Source organism: Paraburkholderia franconis, assembly GCF_009362735.1.
In the GTDB taxonomy this organism is placed as follows: Bacteria; Pseudomonadota; Gammaproteobacteria; order Burkholderiales; family Burkholderiaceae; genus Paraburkholderia; species Paraburkholderia franconis.
Genome location: NZ_WHNP01000019.1, coordinates 38395 through 53640, shown reverse-complemented (window position 1 = coordinate 53640; position 15246 = coordinate 38395). Strand labels below are relative to the sequence as shown.

16 protein-coding genes and 2 pseudogenes are annotated in these 15246 nt (G+C 63.9%); 7 read left to right on the top strand and 11 right to left on the bottom strand.

Annotation, left to right across the window (positions count from 1 at the left end):
* The first annotated feature begins 12 nt into the window (after nucleotides 1-12).
* The 3 genes from treF to GCT13_RS21000 all read left to right on the top strand — a co-directional run bounded on the left by treF (nucleotide 13) and on the right by GCT13_RS21000 (nucleotide 2975).
* Nucleotides 13-1827, top strand: coding sequence for an alpha,alpha-trehalase TreF (gene treF / locus GCT13_RS21010; protein WP_152761369.1), 1815 nt, complete (start codon nucleotides 13-15; stop codon nucleotides 1825-1827).
* Between the two features lie 221 nt (nucleotides 1828-2048).
* Nucleotides 2049-2288 carry a hypothetical protein gene (locus GCT13_RS21005; RefSeq protein ID WP_152761212.1) on the top strand — a complete coding sequence of 80 codons (240 nt, stop codon included), beginning with the start codon at nucleotides 2049-2051 and terminating at the stop codon, nucleotides 2286-2288.
* 201 nt (nucleotides 2289-2489) lie between these two features.
* Entirely contained in the window at nucleotides 2490-2975 is a 486-nt protein-coding gene (locus tag GCT13_RS21000; protein ID WP_152761210.1) for a hypothetical protein, read from the top strand.
* 71 nt (nucleotides 2976-3046) lie between these two features.
* Here GCT13_RS21000 and GCT13_RS20995 read toward each other — a convergent pair whose 3' ends face one another.
* Nucleotides 3047-3757: a lysophospholipid acyltransferase family protein gene (locus GCT13_RS20995; protein ID WP_152761208.1), complete on the bottom strand. Its 711-nt coding sequence runs from the start codon at nucleotides 3755-3757 to the stop codon at nucleotides 3047-3049.
* Nucleotides 3758-4373: 616 nt separating this feature from the next.
* Between GCT13_RS20995 and GCT13_RS48470 the strand changes: the two genes are divergently transcribed.
* Nucleotides 4374-4517, top strand: a complete 144-nt coding sequence (locus tag GCT13_RS48470; protein WP_193727715.1) for a hypothetical protein — start codon at nucleotides 4374-4376, stop codon at nucleotides 4515-4517.
* Between the two features lie 90 nt (nucleotides 4518-4607).
* On the opposite strand, the pseudogene GCT13_RS48465 reads toward GCT13_RS48470, so the two are convergent.
* From GCT13_RS48465 to GCT13_RS20985, 3 genes and pseudogenes are all read right to left on the bottom strand, one after another.
* A pseudogene (locus GCT13_RS48465) lies at nucleotides 4608-4763 on the bottom strand (hypothetical protein); the annotation flags it as partial.
* A gap of 14 nt (nucleotides 4764-4777) precedes the next feature.
* The gene (locus tag GCT13_RS20990; RefSeq protein ID WP_152761206.1) at nucleotides 4778-5479 is read right to left on the bottom strand and encodes an SDR family NAD(P)-dependent oxidoreductase; all 702 of its coding nucleotides are present in this window, start codon (nucleotides 5477-5479) and stop codon (nucleotides 4778-4780) included.
* Nucleotides 5476-5667 (bottom strand): hypothetical protein, encoded by a 192-nt coding sequence (locus GCT13_RS20985; protein WP_152761204.1) that lies wholly within the window; start codon nucleotides 5665-5667, stop codon nucleotides 5476-5478. The genes GCT13_RS20990 and GCT13_RS20985 overlap by 4 nt, the downstream gene beginning before the upstream one ends.
* Before the next feature lie 439 nt (nucleotides 5668-6106).
* Here GCT13_RS20985 and GCT13_RS20980 point away from each other — a divergent pair, with 439 nt between their 5' ends.
* A complete protein-coding gene (locus GCT13_RS20980; RefSeq protein WP_152761202.1) occupies nucleotides 6107-6646 on the top strand; it encodes a hypothetical protein in 540 nt (179 codons plus the stop codon).
* Here the strand turns inward: GCT13_RS20980 and GCT13_RS20975 are convergent.
* Nucleotides 6601-7608 (bottom strand): AraC family transcriptional regulator, encoded by a 1008-nt coding sequence (locus GCT13_RS20975; RefSeq protein WP_152761200.1) that lies wholly within the window; start codon nucleotides 7606-7608, stop codon nucleotides 6601-6603. The two genes, GCT13_RS20980 and GCT13_RS20975, sit on opposite strands and share 46 nt — an antisense overlap.
* Before the next feature lie 267 nt (nucleotides 7609-7875).
* Between GCT13_RS20975 and GCT13_RS20970 the strand changes: the two genes are divergently transcribed.
* Nucleotides 7876-8478 (top strand): phosphatase PAP2 family protein, encoded by a 603-nt coding sequence (locus GCT13_RS20970; protein ID WP_152761198.1) that lies wholly within the window; start codon nucleotides 7876-7878, stop codon nucleotides 8476-8478.
* A 44-nt stretch (nucleotides 8479-8522) separates the two neighbouring features.
* On the opposite strand, the gene GCT13_RS20965 is transcribed toward GCT13_RS20970, so the two are convergent.
* The 5 genes from GCT13_RS20965 to gtdA form a co-directional block, all read right to left on the bottom strand.
* Nucleotides 8523-9887 (bottom strand): MFS transporter, encoded by a 1365-nt coding sequence (locus GCT13_RS20965; RefSeq protein WP_152761196.1) that lies wholly within the window; start codon nucleotides 9885-9887, stop codon nucleotides 8523-8525.
* Between the two features lie 79 nt (nucleotides 9888-9966).
* The gene (locus GCT13_RS20960; RefSeq protein ID WP_152761194.1) at nucleotides 9967-11175 is read right to left on the bottom strand and encodes a 3-hydroxybenzoate 6-monooxygenase; all 1209 of its coding nucleotides are present in this window, start codon (nucleotides 11173-11175) and stop codon (nucleotides 9967-9969) included.
* 54 nt (nucleotides 11176-11229) lie between these two features.
* On the bottom strand, nucleotides 11230-11871 hold the full coding sequence (maiA, locus tag GCT13_RS20955; RefSeq protein WP_321574509.1) for a maleylacetoacetate isomerase: 642 nt from the start codon (nucleotides 11869-11871) through the stop codon (nucleotides 11230-11232).
* A 35-nt stretch (nucleotides 11872-11906) separates the two neighbouring features.
* The gene (locus GCT13_RS20950) at nucleotides 11907-12605 is read right to left on the bottom strand and encodes a fumarylacetoacetate hydrolase family protein (RefSeq protein ID WP_152761190.1); all 699 of its coding nucleotides are present in this window, start codon (nucleotides 12603-12605) and stop codon (nucleotides 11907-11909) included.
* 99 nt (nucleotides 12606-12704) lie between these two features.
* Complete coding sequence (gtdA, locus tag GCT13_RS20945) at nucleotides 12705-13751, bottom strand: gentisate 1,2-dioxygenase (RefSeq protein WP_152761188.1); 1047 nt, start codon at nucleotides 13749-13751, stop codon at nucleotides 12705-12707.
* A gap of 198 nt (nucleotides 13752-13949) precedes the next feature.
* Between gtdA and GCT13_RS20940 the strand changes: the two genes are divergently transcribed.
* Nucleotides 13950-14894, top strand: coding sequence for a LysR substrate-binding domain-containing protein (locus tag GCT13_RS20940; protein ID WP_152761186.1), 945 nt, complete (start codon nucleotides 13950-13952; stop codon nucleotides 14892-14894).
* A gap of 29 nt (nucleotides 14895-14923) precedes the next feature.
* On the opposite strand, the pseudogene GCT13_RS20935 reads toward GCT13_RS20940, so the two are convergent.
* Nucleotides 14924-15172: pseudogene (locus GCT13_RS20935) on the bottom strand (FAD-dependent oxidoreductase); the annotation flags it as partial.
* Nucleotides 15173-15246 lie beyond the last annotated feature (74 nt).

Below are 15246 nucleotides of genomic sequence, written 5' to 3'. Positions count from 1 at the left end.
CAAGCCCGCCGCATGCTTTCGATAGCCTTCGACGCCGCCCGCATCGTTCGCATTACCCTGTGCGCCGGCGCGCTGCTCGCGTTCAACGCGCAGCCCGCCGACGCGCAGGCCTTACCCGCAAGCGCATCGTCCGGTGCATCCGCTACAGCGTCGGTATCGAACCGGGGCACACAGAACGCATCGCCCGTCGTGCCCGTTCCGCCTTCGGATTTATACGGCGACCTGTATCGAGACGTCGAACTCGCGCATCTCTATCCGGACAGCAAGACATTCGCCGATATGGTGCCCAACGTGCCGCCGAAGGAAATCGTCGCCGATTATGCCGGTCAGAAATCAGACGCGCATTTCGATCTCAAGTACTTCGTCGACGAGCGCTTCACGCTGCCCGCACGCGAAACGAAAAACTACGTGTCCGATCCGAACCAGAGCGTCACCGCGCATATCGACACGCTGTGGCCCGTGCTTCGGCGGGACCCCGATTCGAACGCGAGCCCGTGGTCGTCGCTGCTGCCGCTTCCGCATCCGTACATCGTCCCTGGCGACCGCTTCGACGAAATCTACTACTGGGACTCATACTTCATCATGCTGGGTCTTCGACAAAGCGGCCGTGAAGATCTGCTGAAAGACGAACTCGACAACTTCGCGACGCTGATCGAACGCTACGGCCACATTCCCAATGGCAACCGCACGTACTACCTCAGCCGTTCGCAACCGCCGTTCTTCGCACAGATGGTGCGTCTCGCGGCCGAACGCGAAGGCGATCGGGTCTATCTGCACTATCTGCCCGCGCTGCGCAGAGAATACGCTTACTGGATGGACGGCCAGAACCAGATCGCACCCGGCAGCGCATATCGTCATCTCGTGCGCCTGCCCGATGGCACATTGCTCAACCGGTATTGGGACGAACGCGGCACGCCGCGCGACGAATCGTATCCGGAAGACGTCGTCACCGCGCAAGCGACGCCTCAGCGCAACGCGGACGACCTGTGGCGCAACCTGCGCGCGGGCGGCGAAACGGGCTGGGATTTCAGTTCGCGCTGGTTCGCCGACGGCAAGTCGCTCGCGACAATCGAGGTCACGTCGCTGATTCCCGTCGATCTGAACTCTCTGCTCGTCGATCTCGAACGCACGCTGGCGAAGGCGTATCGCGTGCAGGGCGACGCGTCGCACGCAGAAAACATGGAACAGCGCGCGGCTGTGCGCGCCGAAGCGATTCGCCGCATCACATGGGATTCGCAGCTGAATGCGTTCGGCGACTACGACTTCGTCAAGCATCAGCTTACGCACCGGCTCAGCGCGGCGACCGTCTATCCGCTGTATTCGGGCATCGCGACAAAGGCGCAGGCTGCGTCGGTTGCCGCGACGGTCCGCGCGCGCCTGCTGCGTCCCGGCGGCATCGCAACGACGACAGTCCAGTCGGGACAGCAATGGGACGCGCCGAACGGCTGGGCGCCTTTGCAATATCTCGCGGTGACGGGCTTGCGTCGCTATGGCCACGCGGACCTCGCGCAGCAGATTGCGACGCGCTGGATACACACCAACGTCGCGTACTACCAGCACACGGGCAAGCTGGTCGAAAAATACGACGTCGATGCGAGCGCGGGCAAGACGTCGGCGGGCGGCGGCGAGTACCCGTTGCAGGATGGATTCGGCTGGACGAACGGCGTGCTGCGCACGCTGATGGCGATGTATCCGAACGCTGCGGGCCCTGCCACGCGTCCCGCCGATGTGCCTTCGGGTCCGAGCGGCGTATCGGAAGCGGCATCGGCGGCGGCCGCCGCGCCGAAGACCTCGCACCGTCTGCGCGCGACGCCGCCGCCGCAGTGACCGTGCACTGTCACGTGACGCCCCGCGCTGGAATTGAAGGGCGCCACGCCCTTCAATTCCGTCTAACTGCTTGTTACGAAACTCGCAGACGTGTTGCACCTTCGGCCTGGGCTGCCGCGTACACTGCGCTGACGCTATCGTTGCGAATCGACTCGTGAAGGCTATTGAATTCAGCCGCGCCGACGCAACATCGGATCGAACAACTGAAACGGGGTATCAGCATGACAGCATTCGGTAAGGCCGCGCTTGCCGCCGCAACACTTCTTGTCGCCGTCAGCGGGACGGCGCACGCGGCGGGTTGCCTCAAGGGGGCTGTGGTCGGCGGCGTCGCGGGACACTACGCGGGGCATCACGCCGTCATCGGCGCGGTCGGCGGCTGTGTCGTCGGGCATCACGTTGCGAAGAAGCATGCCGAAGAACAGGCGGCGCAGCGTCAGGCAGCGCATGCGCAATACCAGTAACTTTCAATGAAGCCCGCGTGCGGTGATCGGCACGACACTCGCGATTTAATTCTGTCTTAATTGTCGCGGCTCATTATCCGTACGCAGATAGTCATTGATTTCTTTCCCCTGTACGTGCCGCCAGTGCATCGGCGGCATCTTTTTCCGCGCGTTCATGAGCTATCCGCACTCGCCGGAATCGAAGAGAAGAGGTACACCACCATGTCGCACAAATCGCGAAGCCGCAAACAGACCCGTCCCGCCATGTCGCCGCTGCTGCGCGCGCTGACGTTCAGCCGCGCCGCGCACGAGCCCATTACGCGCGCGATGCTGCTGCAGGCGTACGCGAGTCTCGACGCGTTCCGCCGAGGTCACGGCACGCGCGAGCTGTACACGACGCTCGGACGGCAACTGCTCGTCGCCGAAGAACTCGGCCGCATCGGCCATCTTCCTGAAGCGCTCGACGATATCGCCGAAGCGCAGATCGCAATGACGGAGATCGATGCGATCGAGAAGATGCACGGCAAGTGGATCATCGAAGGTGACAACTACGCGTGGCTGACCATCGCGCTCGGTATCTTCGAGCGGCAACTCGCCGATGCATCGCTGGATGACATTGCGAAGGCCGAAGCGCGGATGATCGAAGGCCTGATGCGCATCGAGCAGCAAATCTCGCACGGCACGCTCGCTGCCACCGTGACGGCATGAGCAGCTAGCGCGTCACGCGGCGCGCGATCCGGCGACCCGGCCTTCGCGTGGCACGATGCGAAAGGCCCGCGCTAGAGCTTCTTCAGCTCCGACTGCATCCAGTCGTGAACGTCGTGAATCAGTTCCTGCGGCGATCGCTCGGCAGGCGACAGCGTAGGACCGACGACGACACGGATGTGTCCCGCCCCCGTCGGCCAGCCTTTCGCGGGCCACACCTTGCCCGCGTTGTGCACCACGGGCACGATCATCGCGCCCGTTGCGCACGCGAGGCGCACGCCGCCCGATGTCAGCCTGACGGGCGCATCATGCTGCACGCGCGTGCCTTCCGGAAAGATCACGACGACATCGCCTTTCGCAAGGCGCTCCGCTGCTTCGCGCGTGACGGCGACATGTGCCTGCCGCGGCGAGCCGCGGTCGAGACTCACCATGTCGAGTCCCTTCAGCACCCAGCCGAAGAACGGGATGCGCAAAAGATCCTGCTTGAACACGAAGCTGATCCGGCGCGGAAAGAGCGCGAGAAACGCGAGCGTCTCCCATGTCGACTCGTGCCGGCAGAGGATGATCGACGGTTCTTTCGGCAGATGCTCCAGGCCTTCTATCGAGCAGCGGATGCCAGGCAACACGCGCATCACCCGCACCAGCGCGCGGCACCATAACGCCGCGAGCGAATAACGGCCCGAGCGGCCGACAAACGGGTAGAGCAGCAGCATCACCGTGGACCAGATCGTTCCGCTGCCCAGCAGGTAGACGATGAAAAGCCATTTGTTGAGCACAGCGCGCATGTTATGTGGCATCGACGGATAGGGAGCGAAGGCGCAAGCCAAACCCAGATACTACCGGCGATGCGCGATCCGCACGCAGTAATGCTGCAATGCGCGGGCGATCGGCGTCGGGCTATCCGCTGTGTTGTCCTTTGATCCGCTACCGCGCCGCACGGCACGCGATGAAGAAAACGCCGGCCAGAGCCGGCGTTCAGTCTTTGGTTTTTGAGGCCGAAGTGCCGGGCGGCGCCGCAAGGCCAGATGTTCGGCAAAGGTTCGCGCCGCGTGGCGCTGGTGGCTTGCAGACGCCACAACGCTTTGCCTCTTTCGACTTGTCGTGATGCGCAAGCTTCCCCGTGCGCGAGCACAGTATCGCCGACAAATGCGCGCTGCACCGTGGGCAAGCCAACGTTCAGACGAAACCTGCCGCGCGTATCGACATTCAAATCATGCGTCGCGTGAATCGTCCTCCTCTTCATCGACGCATCCGTTTGCGCATGCCCTGCTTCGCGCGCACGTGATGCTTCGGTAGCGGCGAAGTCTGGGTCCGGAACTTCCAGATTGTGAGCGGCACGCAAGGGCATTACGCTCCAGTCTCACGTTGCCGGCACCCATCGCCCGTGAAGAGGAGACGTTCATGCTTTCCGCGTTGGTCGAAACAATCGGTGCGCTCGGCATTCTGGCGAGTGTCGCGGCGAAGATCGCCGAGTTGCGCAAGCAGTACAAGCGTTGCGCAAAAGTGTGCGGCGATAAAAAGGCCCCTCCGAAGAGGGGTCGATGAACCGCGTGAGAGCCATGCCTTTCGTTTCGGCCCGAAGCGTCATCAATTTCCCCGTGATGCGTCTTGACGGGACCGCTGCGAGCGTTGCCGTCAAGCCGGCTTGATCGAGGTGGGGTCTGCCGTCAGATAGCCGACCGCCGCACCGGAGCGATCCTTGTAGTTCGCGCGCACGAGCGGATCGAGCGTGGACTGCACCTTCGCGTGCGGGCTGCTCCAATCGCCCGCATGCTGGAAATTGCTCATCATGCAGGGCGATAGGTTCAAACACGTCCGGCGACCGGAATCAGCGCCCCTGTGATGCACTGCGCCTCTTTCGACAGCAGGAACGCGATCACCGCGGCGATCTGCTCCGGTGTCACCCAGCGCGTGAAATCGGCGTCGGGCATGTCGGCACGGTTCTGCGGCGTATCGATGATGCTCGGCAAGATCGCATTGACGGTCGCGCCCTTGTCCTTGAGTTCTTCGGCAAGCGCTTCCGTCAAACGCATCACGGCAGCCTTCGACGCCGCGTAAGCGCCCATCCCCATTCCCGCTTTCAACGCAGCCATCGCGCCGACATTGACGATGCGGCCGCCCGCCACCGCGGTCAGATGCGCAAGCGCCGCTTTCGATGCGTTCAGCGTCGTCTTCACGTTCACGTCGAACATTCGCTCCCAGGTCTGCGCGCTGCCATCGGCGACCGTCTCCCAACTGAAGCCGCCCGCCACGTTGACGAGCGCGTTCAGGCCGCCGAACCGGTCCGCGATCGAATCGATCGCACGTTGGGCGGCTTCTGGTTCCGCGAGATCGACAGCGCTCGCGATGCAGGCCTGCGCGAGCGGCGCGGGCAGGTCCGTGGGCGCCGCTCCGCGTCCGATGAGCGCGACTTTCGCGCCGCGCTGCGCCAGCAAGTTCGCCGTGCCGAGACCCAGGCTGCCGAAGGCGCCCGTCACGGCGACGATGGTTCCGTCGAGACTGTTCATGAAGTACGCGCTCCCAAATCTTTGTCCGTCTCATGCCGCTTCGAAAACGAAATGCCATGCGCGTTGCTGCGCGCCGCGAAGATTTCGTCGGGCGGAAAGCCGATGCCCTCCGCGAGATGCGAAGGATCGAAGACGGTGTTGTCGCACGGCTCGCTCGCGCCGACAGTGTTACCGCCTTGAGCATTCATATGACCACTCCTTTTTAGTCGACGCAGACGCCAGGTCCACAGACCAGTTTTAGAGCAATCGAAACGAAAGCGCACGTCAAGAATAACTAAAGGGCGGTCGCGTCAACGCTATGCGGCGCGTCCGGCGCGGTTTGCGTGCTGTCTTGCCGTGCGCCGCTTGCAATATGAGTCCGCTCGACGCACCCACGAAAACAGGACGATCGGACAAAGAGGCGCGACGCAAGGGCAATGGTCATTCGCATGCGCGGCCTCATAGTGATTCACAAGACGGCATCGAGCACCATGAATCATCTGTTGCAGCAAGCGCGTTTCTTAACGTCGGGCAGCAAGGTCTTCTGAAATCAGGGTGTCCTGCCTTTTCCGTCGCCGTGACCGGATGCGATGCATCACCGGCTATCGGCGACAAAAACGCGCCCCTTGCGAACGAGGAGACCCTGTCATGCATCATCTGCCGGACCCGCGCCGACGCTCCATCAGCGAAGACCCATACGAGCAACTCCTGCTGCAACTGCAAGGCGATGCGCTGATGCAAGGCGGCCTCGCGCTCTTGCCGCCCGTGTTGTTGCTCGCGCTGCTGCATGTGCATTCGCATGTCGGCTGGGATGCCTGCTATGCGGCGCTGCGTCAGCTGAACAACGATCACGGCAGACATATGCGGGAACTCGGCACCGCGCTGTCGTTATTGAAGTCGCTGCGCGGCACCCGGATACTCGATCCGCTCGCATGGCACGCCGCGATGCGCCGGTTGATGCATGACATCGGAAGCCGTTTGCATCCATCGCCTTCGACGCGGATGCGAGCGATGCGGCGCGCGGTCATTGTCCGCGTCACGCGCATCGACCCGCGCGGTTTTACGTTGCGCAAGCCTTCATGCATTACACCCACAGTGAGCCCGATGCGCGCCGCGCGAACGCCGGTCGATTGGCAGCAACGTTACTGGCTTTCGGCGATGACCTCGGCGCCGTCGACATGGCTATGACGCTTTCGCCACGCCGCGGGCGGCATGCCGAACTCGCGCCTGAACGCGCGATGGAACGCCGATTCCGATTCGTAGCCGACCTGCTCGGCGATCGCCGCAATCGCCTTGCTGCTGTACGACAGCTCCTGCGCCGCGACGATCAGACGCCAACGCGCGAGATATTGCATCGGCGGCTGCCCGAGCAGATCGCTGAAACGATGTGAAAATGCGGAGCGCGACAGACCGACTTTCCGCGCAAGCTCGTCGACGGTCCAGTCGTATGACGGTTGCGCGTGCAGCATCGACAGCGCGCGGCCGACGAACCGGTCCTTCACGCCCGCGAGCCAGTTCTTGCGTTCGGCTGGCAAGTCGTCGATGCAGCGTCGCACGGCCCACACGAACAGCAGTTCCGACAGCCGTGCGAGAACGATCGCGCTGCCCGCGCGCGATTGCGCGGCCTCGGAGGCGGCGAAGCGCAGCGATGCTTCGAGCCACGCCGACTGCGGATCGTTGCGCACATCAACCTTGAAGAGGCGCGGCAGCGAGCCGAGCACGGGATTGCTCAGCGCGTCGTCGCAAGCAAGAAAGCCGCACAGGATGCGCGTGGGCGCGCCGCCGCCGCCATGCGAGAGATTCAGCAGTTCGCCCGGTGTGGTATCGAGCTGCGATTCGAGGAGCGGTCCCGCCGGCACGGGCGCGAGATCGAGCGCGCTTCCCATGATGTGCGCCTCGCCTTGCGGCACGACGAGCAGTTCGCCCGCGCTCACGCAGATGGCGGGATCGGCGCGGTCGGGAAGATGCGCCCAGCAGGTCCCTTCCGTGATCAGATGATAGGAGACCACGCGATCCGCTCGTGGCAGCCAGGCGGTGCACAACGTCTGATCGGCGTGGCCGATCAGACACCACGGCGCCGTCAGTTCAGCGTGCAGATAGACTGCGCCGGACAGACGCACGACACGCAACACATCGGAGACCGCATCCATGAAGCACCGCCATTCGATTTCGGCACGTAGCTAAAAAGACGGCGATGACGCCGTCTTTTGCAAGCCCATCGAAAGAATACTCCGTTCACCCGATGGCGGTGGCGTGAGGCGCCATCAATGCCCTGCGCGGATAGGCAGCGCGTCGGAGCGCCGTTCTGAACGCCTAAGCGTGACATAAGTTTCGGCCGGTACGATTGGGCCGTTCTTCTGCCTTCCTTTCTTCTGCCTTCCTTGTCAGGCAGCTCCGTTCATCGACACGATCGCAGCATGCATACACTCGAAACATTCAATCAGGCGCTCTTTCTGATGATCAACGCGACGGCCTCGACGCCGCGCGGGCAAATCGACATCGCGATTGCGATCGCCGATTACGTTATCTATCTCGTTCCGCTGACGCTCGCCGTGCTGTGGCTGTTCGGCGGCCAGCACCAGCGCGCAGCGGCCGTGCGCGCATGCTGCGTCGCGCTGCTTGCACTCGGGTGCAATCAGATCATCGGGCTTTACTGGATGCATCCACGGCCCTTCATGATCGGGCTCGGCCATACGTTCGTCGAACATGTCGCTGATTCGTCGTTTCCCAGCGACCACGGCACGGTATTCGCCAGCGTCGCGCTGACACTGCTGCTGGCTCGCGTTCGATGGTACGGCGCGCTAATGCTCGTGGCCGGGCTGGCGGTTGCGTGGGCGCGCGTGTTTATCGGTGTGCACTTTCCGTTCGATATGGCGGGCGCAGTCGTGATTGCATGCGCAGCGTTCGTCGTTGTGACGCCGCTTTGGTCGTCGGCCGGCGAAGCGATGATGGGCGTGCTGATCGCGCTCTATCGCAAGTTGCTCGCGTGGCCGATCGGGCGTGGGTGGATTTCGCGGTGAGCGTGACGTAGTCCTGGCGCGTGCACGCGCCGCGATCATGTCGATCAGCCCATCTGCTCCGGCGCAAGCGTATCCAGCGTCTCGCCGCGCACATCCCGCATCGCCCACGCACCCAGCACGAAGATCGACGCGGCAGCAACGACCGCGGGTATCGCGATGAGCACGAACATCGCCGGCAGCGGCAGCCCTGCCGCCAGCATCGCGCCGCCCGCCAGCGAACCGACGACCGATCCGCTACGTCCGATTCCGTTCGCCCAACTGACGCCCGTCGCGCGGCAGTTGGTCGGGTAGAACACGGCCGACAATGCATTCGCGCCCACTTGCGAACCCGACACGCAAAAGCCCGCCGCGAACACAGCCAGCGCCGCGAGCCACGGCGACGCGGCAAGACTGCCGATGGCCGCCGTGAAGAGCCCCGCCAGCGCATAGCCGAGCGCCAGCACGTAATGCGGATTGAAGCGGTCCATCAGCCAGCCGAGCACGATCGCGCCAACCGAACCGCCGACCTGGAACATCGCCGTCACGAGCGCCGCCGTATGCAGCGAAACGCCTGTCGTGCGCAGAAGCGTCGGCAGCCAGCTCGACAACAGATAGATCACGAGCAGACTCATGAAGAACGTCAGCCACAGCAGCAGCGTGCCGCGCAGCAGATCCGCGCGAAACAGGTGGCTGACGGGCGAGCCCGCCGGCTCGCCATGCGGCGCGACGAACGTCGCTTGCGAAAAATCTTCATGCGGCGCGATGCGCGCGAGCAGCCGCGTCACATGCTCCGCGCGCTTACCCGCGTTGACGAGATAGCGCACGGATTCGGGCAGCCGCCACGCGAGCAGGGGCACGAGCAGAAGCGGCGCGACACCGCCCGTCAGCAGCACCGAGCGCCAGCCGAAACGCTCGATCAGTTCCGCCGCGACGATGCCGCCCAGCGCCGAGCCGATCGTGAAGCCGCAGAACATCGTCGTGACAAGAAACGAGCGGCGTCTCGCCGGGCAATACTCTGACGTGAGCGTGATCGCATTCGGCATCGCGCCGCCGAGACCGAGTCCCGTGAGAAAGCGCCACGCGATCAGCTCATGCAGTCCGCCCGACCACGCCGACGCCGCACTCGCAGCGCCGAAGCACAGCACGCACGCGAGCAGCAGGCGCTTGCGTCCCACGCGATCGCCGAACGGGCCGAACACAAGCGCGCCTGCCATCAAGCCCGCGAGCCCCGCGCCGAACACAGGCGCAAGCTGCGCCGGCGACAACTGCCACTGCGCGCGAATGACGGGCGCGATGAAGCCGATCGATGCCGTATCGAATCCATCGATCGCGACGATCAGAAAACACAACATGACGATCGTCAGCTGAAACGGCGAAACCGGATTGCGGTCGATTACGTCCGTGACGTTGACTGGCTGCGCGTACACCATCACCTGTCTCCTTCAGTTAGACGCCGGCGTCCGTTGTATTTTTTTGGCGGGCCGCCCGTCATTCATTTCACTTCGCGTTTCAGGCGATGCTCTTCAAGCAATCTTCCGCGCGCCATCCATGCAGCCATTGCAACGCATCGTAGAACTGCTCCTGCGTGCGGCCGACCCACAGCGAATTGCGCACCAGACGCTCGACGCCCTTCGCGTGATAGATGCGGCCCATTTCGCGCGTCGAGTACAGCACGCGCGCAGTGCGCGGAATACGCACCGTCTCGTACAGCTTGAACGCCGCTTCGAAATCGCCATCGGTGGCGGCGACGGCAGCGCCGAGCGTGACGGCATCTTCCAGCGCCTGACAGGCGCCTTGCGCGAGGTATTGCGTCATCGGATGCGCGGCGTCGCCGAGCACGGTCGCGCGTCCATAGCTCCAGCGCTCGACAGGCTCGCGATCGGCCGTGGCCCAGCGCTTCCATGAAGTCGGCCGGTCGAGCATCTGATGCGGCAGCGGATGAATGCCTTCGAAGTACGACAGCACTTCCTCCTTGCTGCCTTCGCGCACGCCCCATTCCTCTTTCTCGCGACTATGGAACGTGACGACGAGGTTGTATTGCTGGCCGCCGCGCAGCGGATAGTGCACGAGGTGGCAATGCGGCCCGGCCCACACGACGGGCGCATTGATCTGCAGATCCTTCGGCATGTTGTCGACTTCGACGACGGCGCGATACACGACGTGTCCCGTCACGCGATGATCGTCGCCGATCAGCGTGTTGCGTATCGCCGACTTCACGCCGTCGCAGCCGATCACGGCATCCGCGCGATAACGCTCGCCGTGCTGATCGGTGACGGTCACGCCGCTTGCATCCTGTTCGAGCGAGCAGACCTGCGTGTTCGTGCGGAACTGGATCAGCGGATGATCCTGCACGGCTTCGAGAATCGACAGATGGATGTCGGCGCGATGAATCACCGCATACGGATTGCCGAAGCGCGCGCGATACGGCGCGCCGACGTCGATGCGCACGATTTCCTTCGCGTCGAGCGCATCCATCAGCTTCATGTAGTCGGTGAACACGGCGCGGCTGCGCGCCGCCTCGCCGACGCCGAGCGCATCGAGCGCATTGAACGCGTTCGCGCCGAGCTGGATGCCGGCGCCGATCTCCTTGATCTCGGCGGCCTGCTCGAGCAGTTGCACGCGAATGCCTTGACGCGCGAGCGCCAGCGCTGCCGCAAGGCCGCCGATCCCGCCGCCGATCACGAGCACGCGCCCGCCTTTACTGTTTGTCTCACTCATGACTGTCTCCATGCCTTACTCGTGGTCTCGTGCAAGATGGTTGCGATCCTGCAATCAAGCGGTGTAATCGGGCTGACGCTGCGGCTGCGCGGCGTCGAATGCCGGATGTTTCAATGCATGCTCATACACGGCGAGGCTGCGTCGATACGCGCGCAGATCGCAGTCCATGCGCAGCGCGTTCGCGATCTGCGGCACGAGGCACACGTCGGCGAGCGTCGGTTGCGCGCCGAAGCACCACGGCCCTGCGTTGCTGCGTTCGAGCAGGCGCTCGATGCCCGCCATCCCTTCCGCGATCCAGTGCCGATACCACGCGGTCTTCTGCTGCGGCGTGACCTTCAGCTCCGCGTCCAGATAGCGCAGCACACGCAGGTTGTTGACGGGATGAATATCGCAGGCAATGAGCGCAGAGAGTTCGAGCACGCGCGCGCGCAATTCGCGTTCGAGCGGAATCAGGCGCGGCTCGGGATATTTCTGGTCGAGATAGTCGATGATCGCGAGCGACTGGCCGAGTCGAAAGTCGCCGTCGATCAGCGCGGGCACCGACGCGGACGGATTCACGTTCGCCACGTAATCGTCTGCGCGATGTTCGCCGACGCGGATATTGACGGGCAGCGTGTCGTACGCAAGGCCTTTGAGCGCGAGCGCGATGCGCACGCGGTACGACGTCGAGCTGTTGAAGAAGCTATGGAGTTGCACGGCTTGACCTTCCATCGAAATAGCAGAGCGCCGCGTCAGACGACGCGCACAGTCAGTTCACCCAGACGCTCGACGCCGACTTTCATCGTGTCGCCCGGCTTCACCGCGCCGACGCCCTCGGGCGTGCCCGTGAAAATCACGTCGCCGGGTTCGAGGCGGAAGAACTTCGACAGATATGCGACCGTCTCCGCGACCGACCAGATCAGATGCGATACATCGCTCTTCTGCTTCGTCTCGCCGTTGGCCGTCAGCCACAGGCCGGCGTTCTCGAAGTGGCCGGCCGTGCTCGCGGGATGAATCGGGCCCATCGGCGCGGAACGGTCGAACGCCTTGCCGATTTCCCACGGACGGCCCATTTCGCGCATCTTCATCTGCAGATCGCGGCGCGTCATGTCGAGGCCGACCGCGTAGCCCCAAACGTAATCGAGCGCATCTTCGACGGCAATATCCGAGCCGCTCTTGCCGATCACGGCGACGAGTTCCGCTTCATAGTGATAGTTCTGCGTCTGCGACGGATACGCGAGTTCGAGCGTTTCGCCATAGGCGACGGGCACGACGGCATCGGCTGGCTTGCAGAAGAAGAACGGCGGCTCGCGATCGGGATCGAAGCCCATTTCGCGCGCATGTGCCGCGTAATTGCGGCCCACGCAGTAGACGCGGCGCACCGCGAATTGAGCGTCGCCACCGGCGACGGGAACAGCGACGGGCGCTTCGGGCGGGAAAACAAAAGCCATGATGAGTTCGACTCGACAGATAAAAGGATGGAGCACGCGCCGCCGATGCGGCGCGCGACGACAAAAGATGCCGAAAGAGGCGGACGAAAAAGCGCGCGTCTAGCTGCGTTCTTCGCGCAGCAGATTCAGCGCGGCGAGCACAGGGCGATCCGAATAGCTGAACAGCACGCTTTCCGCCGACGCCGACAGTTGCACGGGCGCCCACGACGGCGCGACGAACACGTCGTGCGGCTCGAACGCGAATTCGTCGTCGCCGATCTTCACCGTGCCCTTGCCCTCGACGACGCAGTAGATCGTCGCGTCAGTGCTGCGATACGTGCGGCCCTTGAATCCCTTCGGCAGGTATTGCATGAAAGTCGCGATGGTCGGCATCGGCCAGCCGCCCGTCGCCGGGTTCACGTAGCGCAGCTTCACGCCGTCCCATTCGTCGAACTCGCCGTTGCGGTACAGCGCGTCGAGCGCCTCGCGGCTGCGCTCGTACGGGTAGCTGAAAATCGGCGACGTCGGATCGGACACGCGATGCCGCACGGGCACCATGTTGTGACCGAAGCGCGCGAAGCTGTCGCCTTCGGGGCGCGAGACGGGCTGCGTCGCTTCGGGATAGTTTTCGGCAAAGCCTGCATCCATCTGCGCAACGAGCGGGATGTCGAGACCATCGAGCCACACGACGGGCTCGCCGCCTTCTTCGACGGACGGATTGCCGTGGTCATGCCACGTCCACGACGGCGTGATGATGAAGTCGCCGGGATGCATCGTCGTGCGCTCGCCGTTGACGGCCGTCCACGCGCCCTTGCCTTCGACGATGAAGCGCAACGCCGATTGCGTATGCCGATGGCTCGGCGCGATCTCGCCAGGCAGGATCAGTTGCAGTCCCGTGTACAGGTTCGGCGTCATGCTCGACTTGCCGGGCAGGCCGGGGTTTTCGAGCACCAGCACGCGGCGCACGGCTTCTTCCGCGCTGATCACGGACCCCGCCTCCATCACGAGGTCGCGCACCTGCGCATACTTCCAGATCGCGGGCCGCGCTTTCGGCTGCGGCGACTTCGGCACGAGGTTGTGCAGCGACTCCCACAGCGGCGTCATGCGCTGGCGGGCGATCTGCTCGTAATAGGCCGCGCGCGATGCGCCCGGATTGTTGTTCGTCATTCGCGTCTCCTGTCTTGCTTTCGGTGTCTCGCGGGCCGGATACGCTGGACCGCGCGTCGCTTTCCCGGACCCTGTGCATCATTTATATGCGACGGAGCTATACCCGGTAAAATGGCGAATTAATCTAATTCATATGGTTTCGGATATACCTCCGCCAATCCGGGCTGGATCGGCGGATCGTCAAGGGAGGACTGTGCGATGGACTGGACTTACCGCCTGCGTCTGCGGCATCTGCAGGTGCTGCTGAGCCTTGCGAGCACGGGCAACCTGAGCCAGTCGGCGGCCGCCCTCAATACGACGCAGCCGGCGCTATCGAAATGGCTGAAGGAACTGGAGGAGGACGTCGGCCTGGCGCTCTTCGAGCGACATGCGCGCGGCTTGCGGCCGACACCTTATGGCGAGGCGCTGATCGAACACGCGCGCCGCATCGAAGCGCATCTCGACAACGCGCGCGACGACATGCTGGCGCTGCGCGAGGGCGGCAGCGGACTCGTGAGCATCGGCACATCGGGCGTATCAGCGGCGGACACAGTGCCGCTCGCGGTGTCGCGGCTGCTCGAACGCATGCCTCGCGCGAAGGTGCGGATCATCGAGAGCACGATGAACCAGCTGATGCCGCAACTCGCGCGCGGCGAGCTGGATATCGTCGTCGGCCGCTCGGGTCAGGAATACGACGATCCGCAATTGCAAACCGAGCCGCTCTATACCGAGCCCATCAACTTCGTCGCGCGGCCGCATCATCCGCTGACGGACAAGACAAAGGTCGGCTGGGACGACGTACTGGCGTATTCGTGGATCGTCTGGCCGCAGGGCACGCCCGTGCGCAATGCGCTGGAGACCGCGCTCTCCGCAGTGGGCCGCGCGTTGCCGAACCATTGCGTCGAAACGAATTCGTCGATCCTCAATCTCACGCTGCTCAACAACACGGACCTGGTGGGCGTCGCCTCGCATCGGGCCGCGCTGCGCTTCGAGCAGTTGAATGCCGTCCACATTCTGCCGATGCAGCTCGAAGGGTTCGGCTCGGTGTCGATGTACTGGCACGCGGAAAACGAGAATCGCGCAGCCGTGGCGACGGCGCTCGAAGCGCTGCGCGCCTACGCTGACCCGAAGACGGGCGGATGGCATATGGCGCGCGAAGGCTGATCCGCGTCTGAATCGTCCGTTAAGCGCGCTCAGCGCAATCCACCCGCGAGCCGCTGACGCTCGCGCAGCACGCCATGAATCTGCCCGACTACGGCGGCACCTTCGCCGACGGCGGCCGCCACGCGTTTGGTCGATCCCGAGCGCACGTCGCCGATCGCGAACACGCCCGGCACGCTCGTTTCGAGCGTGAGATCGACGTCTTCGTAGCCTGCGTGCACGGCGGAGCCTGTGCGGATGAAGCCTTTGTCGTCGGTCTCGACGCTGCAGCCTTCGAGCCAGCCGAATTGCCACCGCCCACGACGACGACATCGAGCGCGCGGCAGATTGGGCGGCCGCCACTACGATACGAACA

What these genes read in the sequence shown, in the direction of transcription:
- GCT13_RS20980 (WP_152761202.1), top strand. Translation starts at nt 6,107, where the DNA reads ATGCATCATCTGCCGGACCCGCGCCGACGCTCCATCAGCGAAGACCCA.
- GCT13_RS20950 (WP_152761190.1), bottom strand. Translation starts at nt 12,605, where the DNA reads ATGGCTTTTGTTTTCCCGCCCGAAGCGCCCGTCGCTGTTCCCGTCGCC.
- GCT13_RS20985 (WP_152761204.1), bottom strand. Translation starts at nt 5,667, where the DNA reads ATGAATGCTCAAGGCGGTAACACTGTCGGCGCGAGCGAGCCGTGCGAC.
- GCT13_RS20970 (WP_152761198.1), top strand. Translation starts at nt 7,876, where the DNA reads ATGCATACACTCGAAACATTCAATCAGGCGCTCTTTCTGATGATCAAC.
- GCT13_RS20960 (WP_152761194.1), bottom strand. Translation starts at nt 11,175, where the DNA reads ATGAGTGAGACAAACAGTAAAGGCGGGCGCGTGCTCGTGATCGGCGGC.
- GCT13_RS20990 (WP_152761206.1), bottom strand. Translation starts at nt 5,479, where the DNA reads ATGAACAGTCTCGACGGAACCATCGTCGCCGTGACGGGCGCCTTCGGC.
- gtdA (WP_152761188.1), bottom strand. Translation starts at nt 13,751, where the DNA reads ATGACGAACAACAATCCGGGCGCATCGCGCGCGGCCTATTACGAGCAG.
- GCT13_RS21000 (WP_152761210.1), top strand. Translation starts at nt 2,490, where the DNA reads ATGTCGCACAAATCGCGAAGCCGCAAACAGACCCGTCCCGCCATGTCG.
- treF (WP_152761369.1), top strand. Translation starts at nt 13, where the DNA reads ATGCTTTCGATAGCCTTCGACGCCGCCCGCATCGTTCGCATTACCCTG.
- GCT13_RS21005 (WP_152761212.1), top strand. Translation starts at nt 2,049, where the DNA reads ATGACAGCATTCGGTAAGGCCGCGCTTGCCGCCGCAACACTTCTTGTC.
- GCT13_RS20940 (WP_152761186.1), top strand. Translation starts at nt 13,950, where the DNA reads ATGGACTGGACTTACCGCCTGCGTCTGCGGCATCTGCAGGTGCTGCTG.
- GCT13_RS20975 (WP_152761200.1), bottom strand. Translation starts at nt 7,608, where the DNA reads ATGGATGCGGTCTCCGATGTGTTGCGTGTCGTGCGTCTGTCCGGCGCA.
- GCT13_RS20965 (WP_152761196.1), bottom strand. Translation starts at nt 9,887, where the DNA reads ATGGTGTACGCGCAGCCAGTCAACGTCACGGACGTAATCGACCGCAAT.
- GCT13_RS48470 (WP_193727715.1), top strand. Translation starts at nt 4,374, where the DNA reads ATGCTTTCCGCGTTGGTCGAAACAATCGGTGCGCTCGGCATTCTGGCG.
- GCT13_RS20995 (WP_152761208.1), bottom strand. Translation starts at nt 3,757, where the DNA reads ATGCGCGCTGTGCTCAACAAATGGCTTTTCATCGTCTACCTGCTGGGC.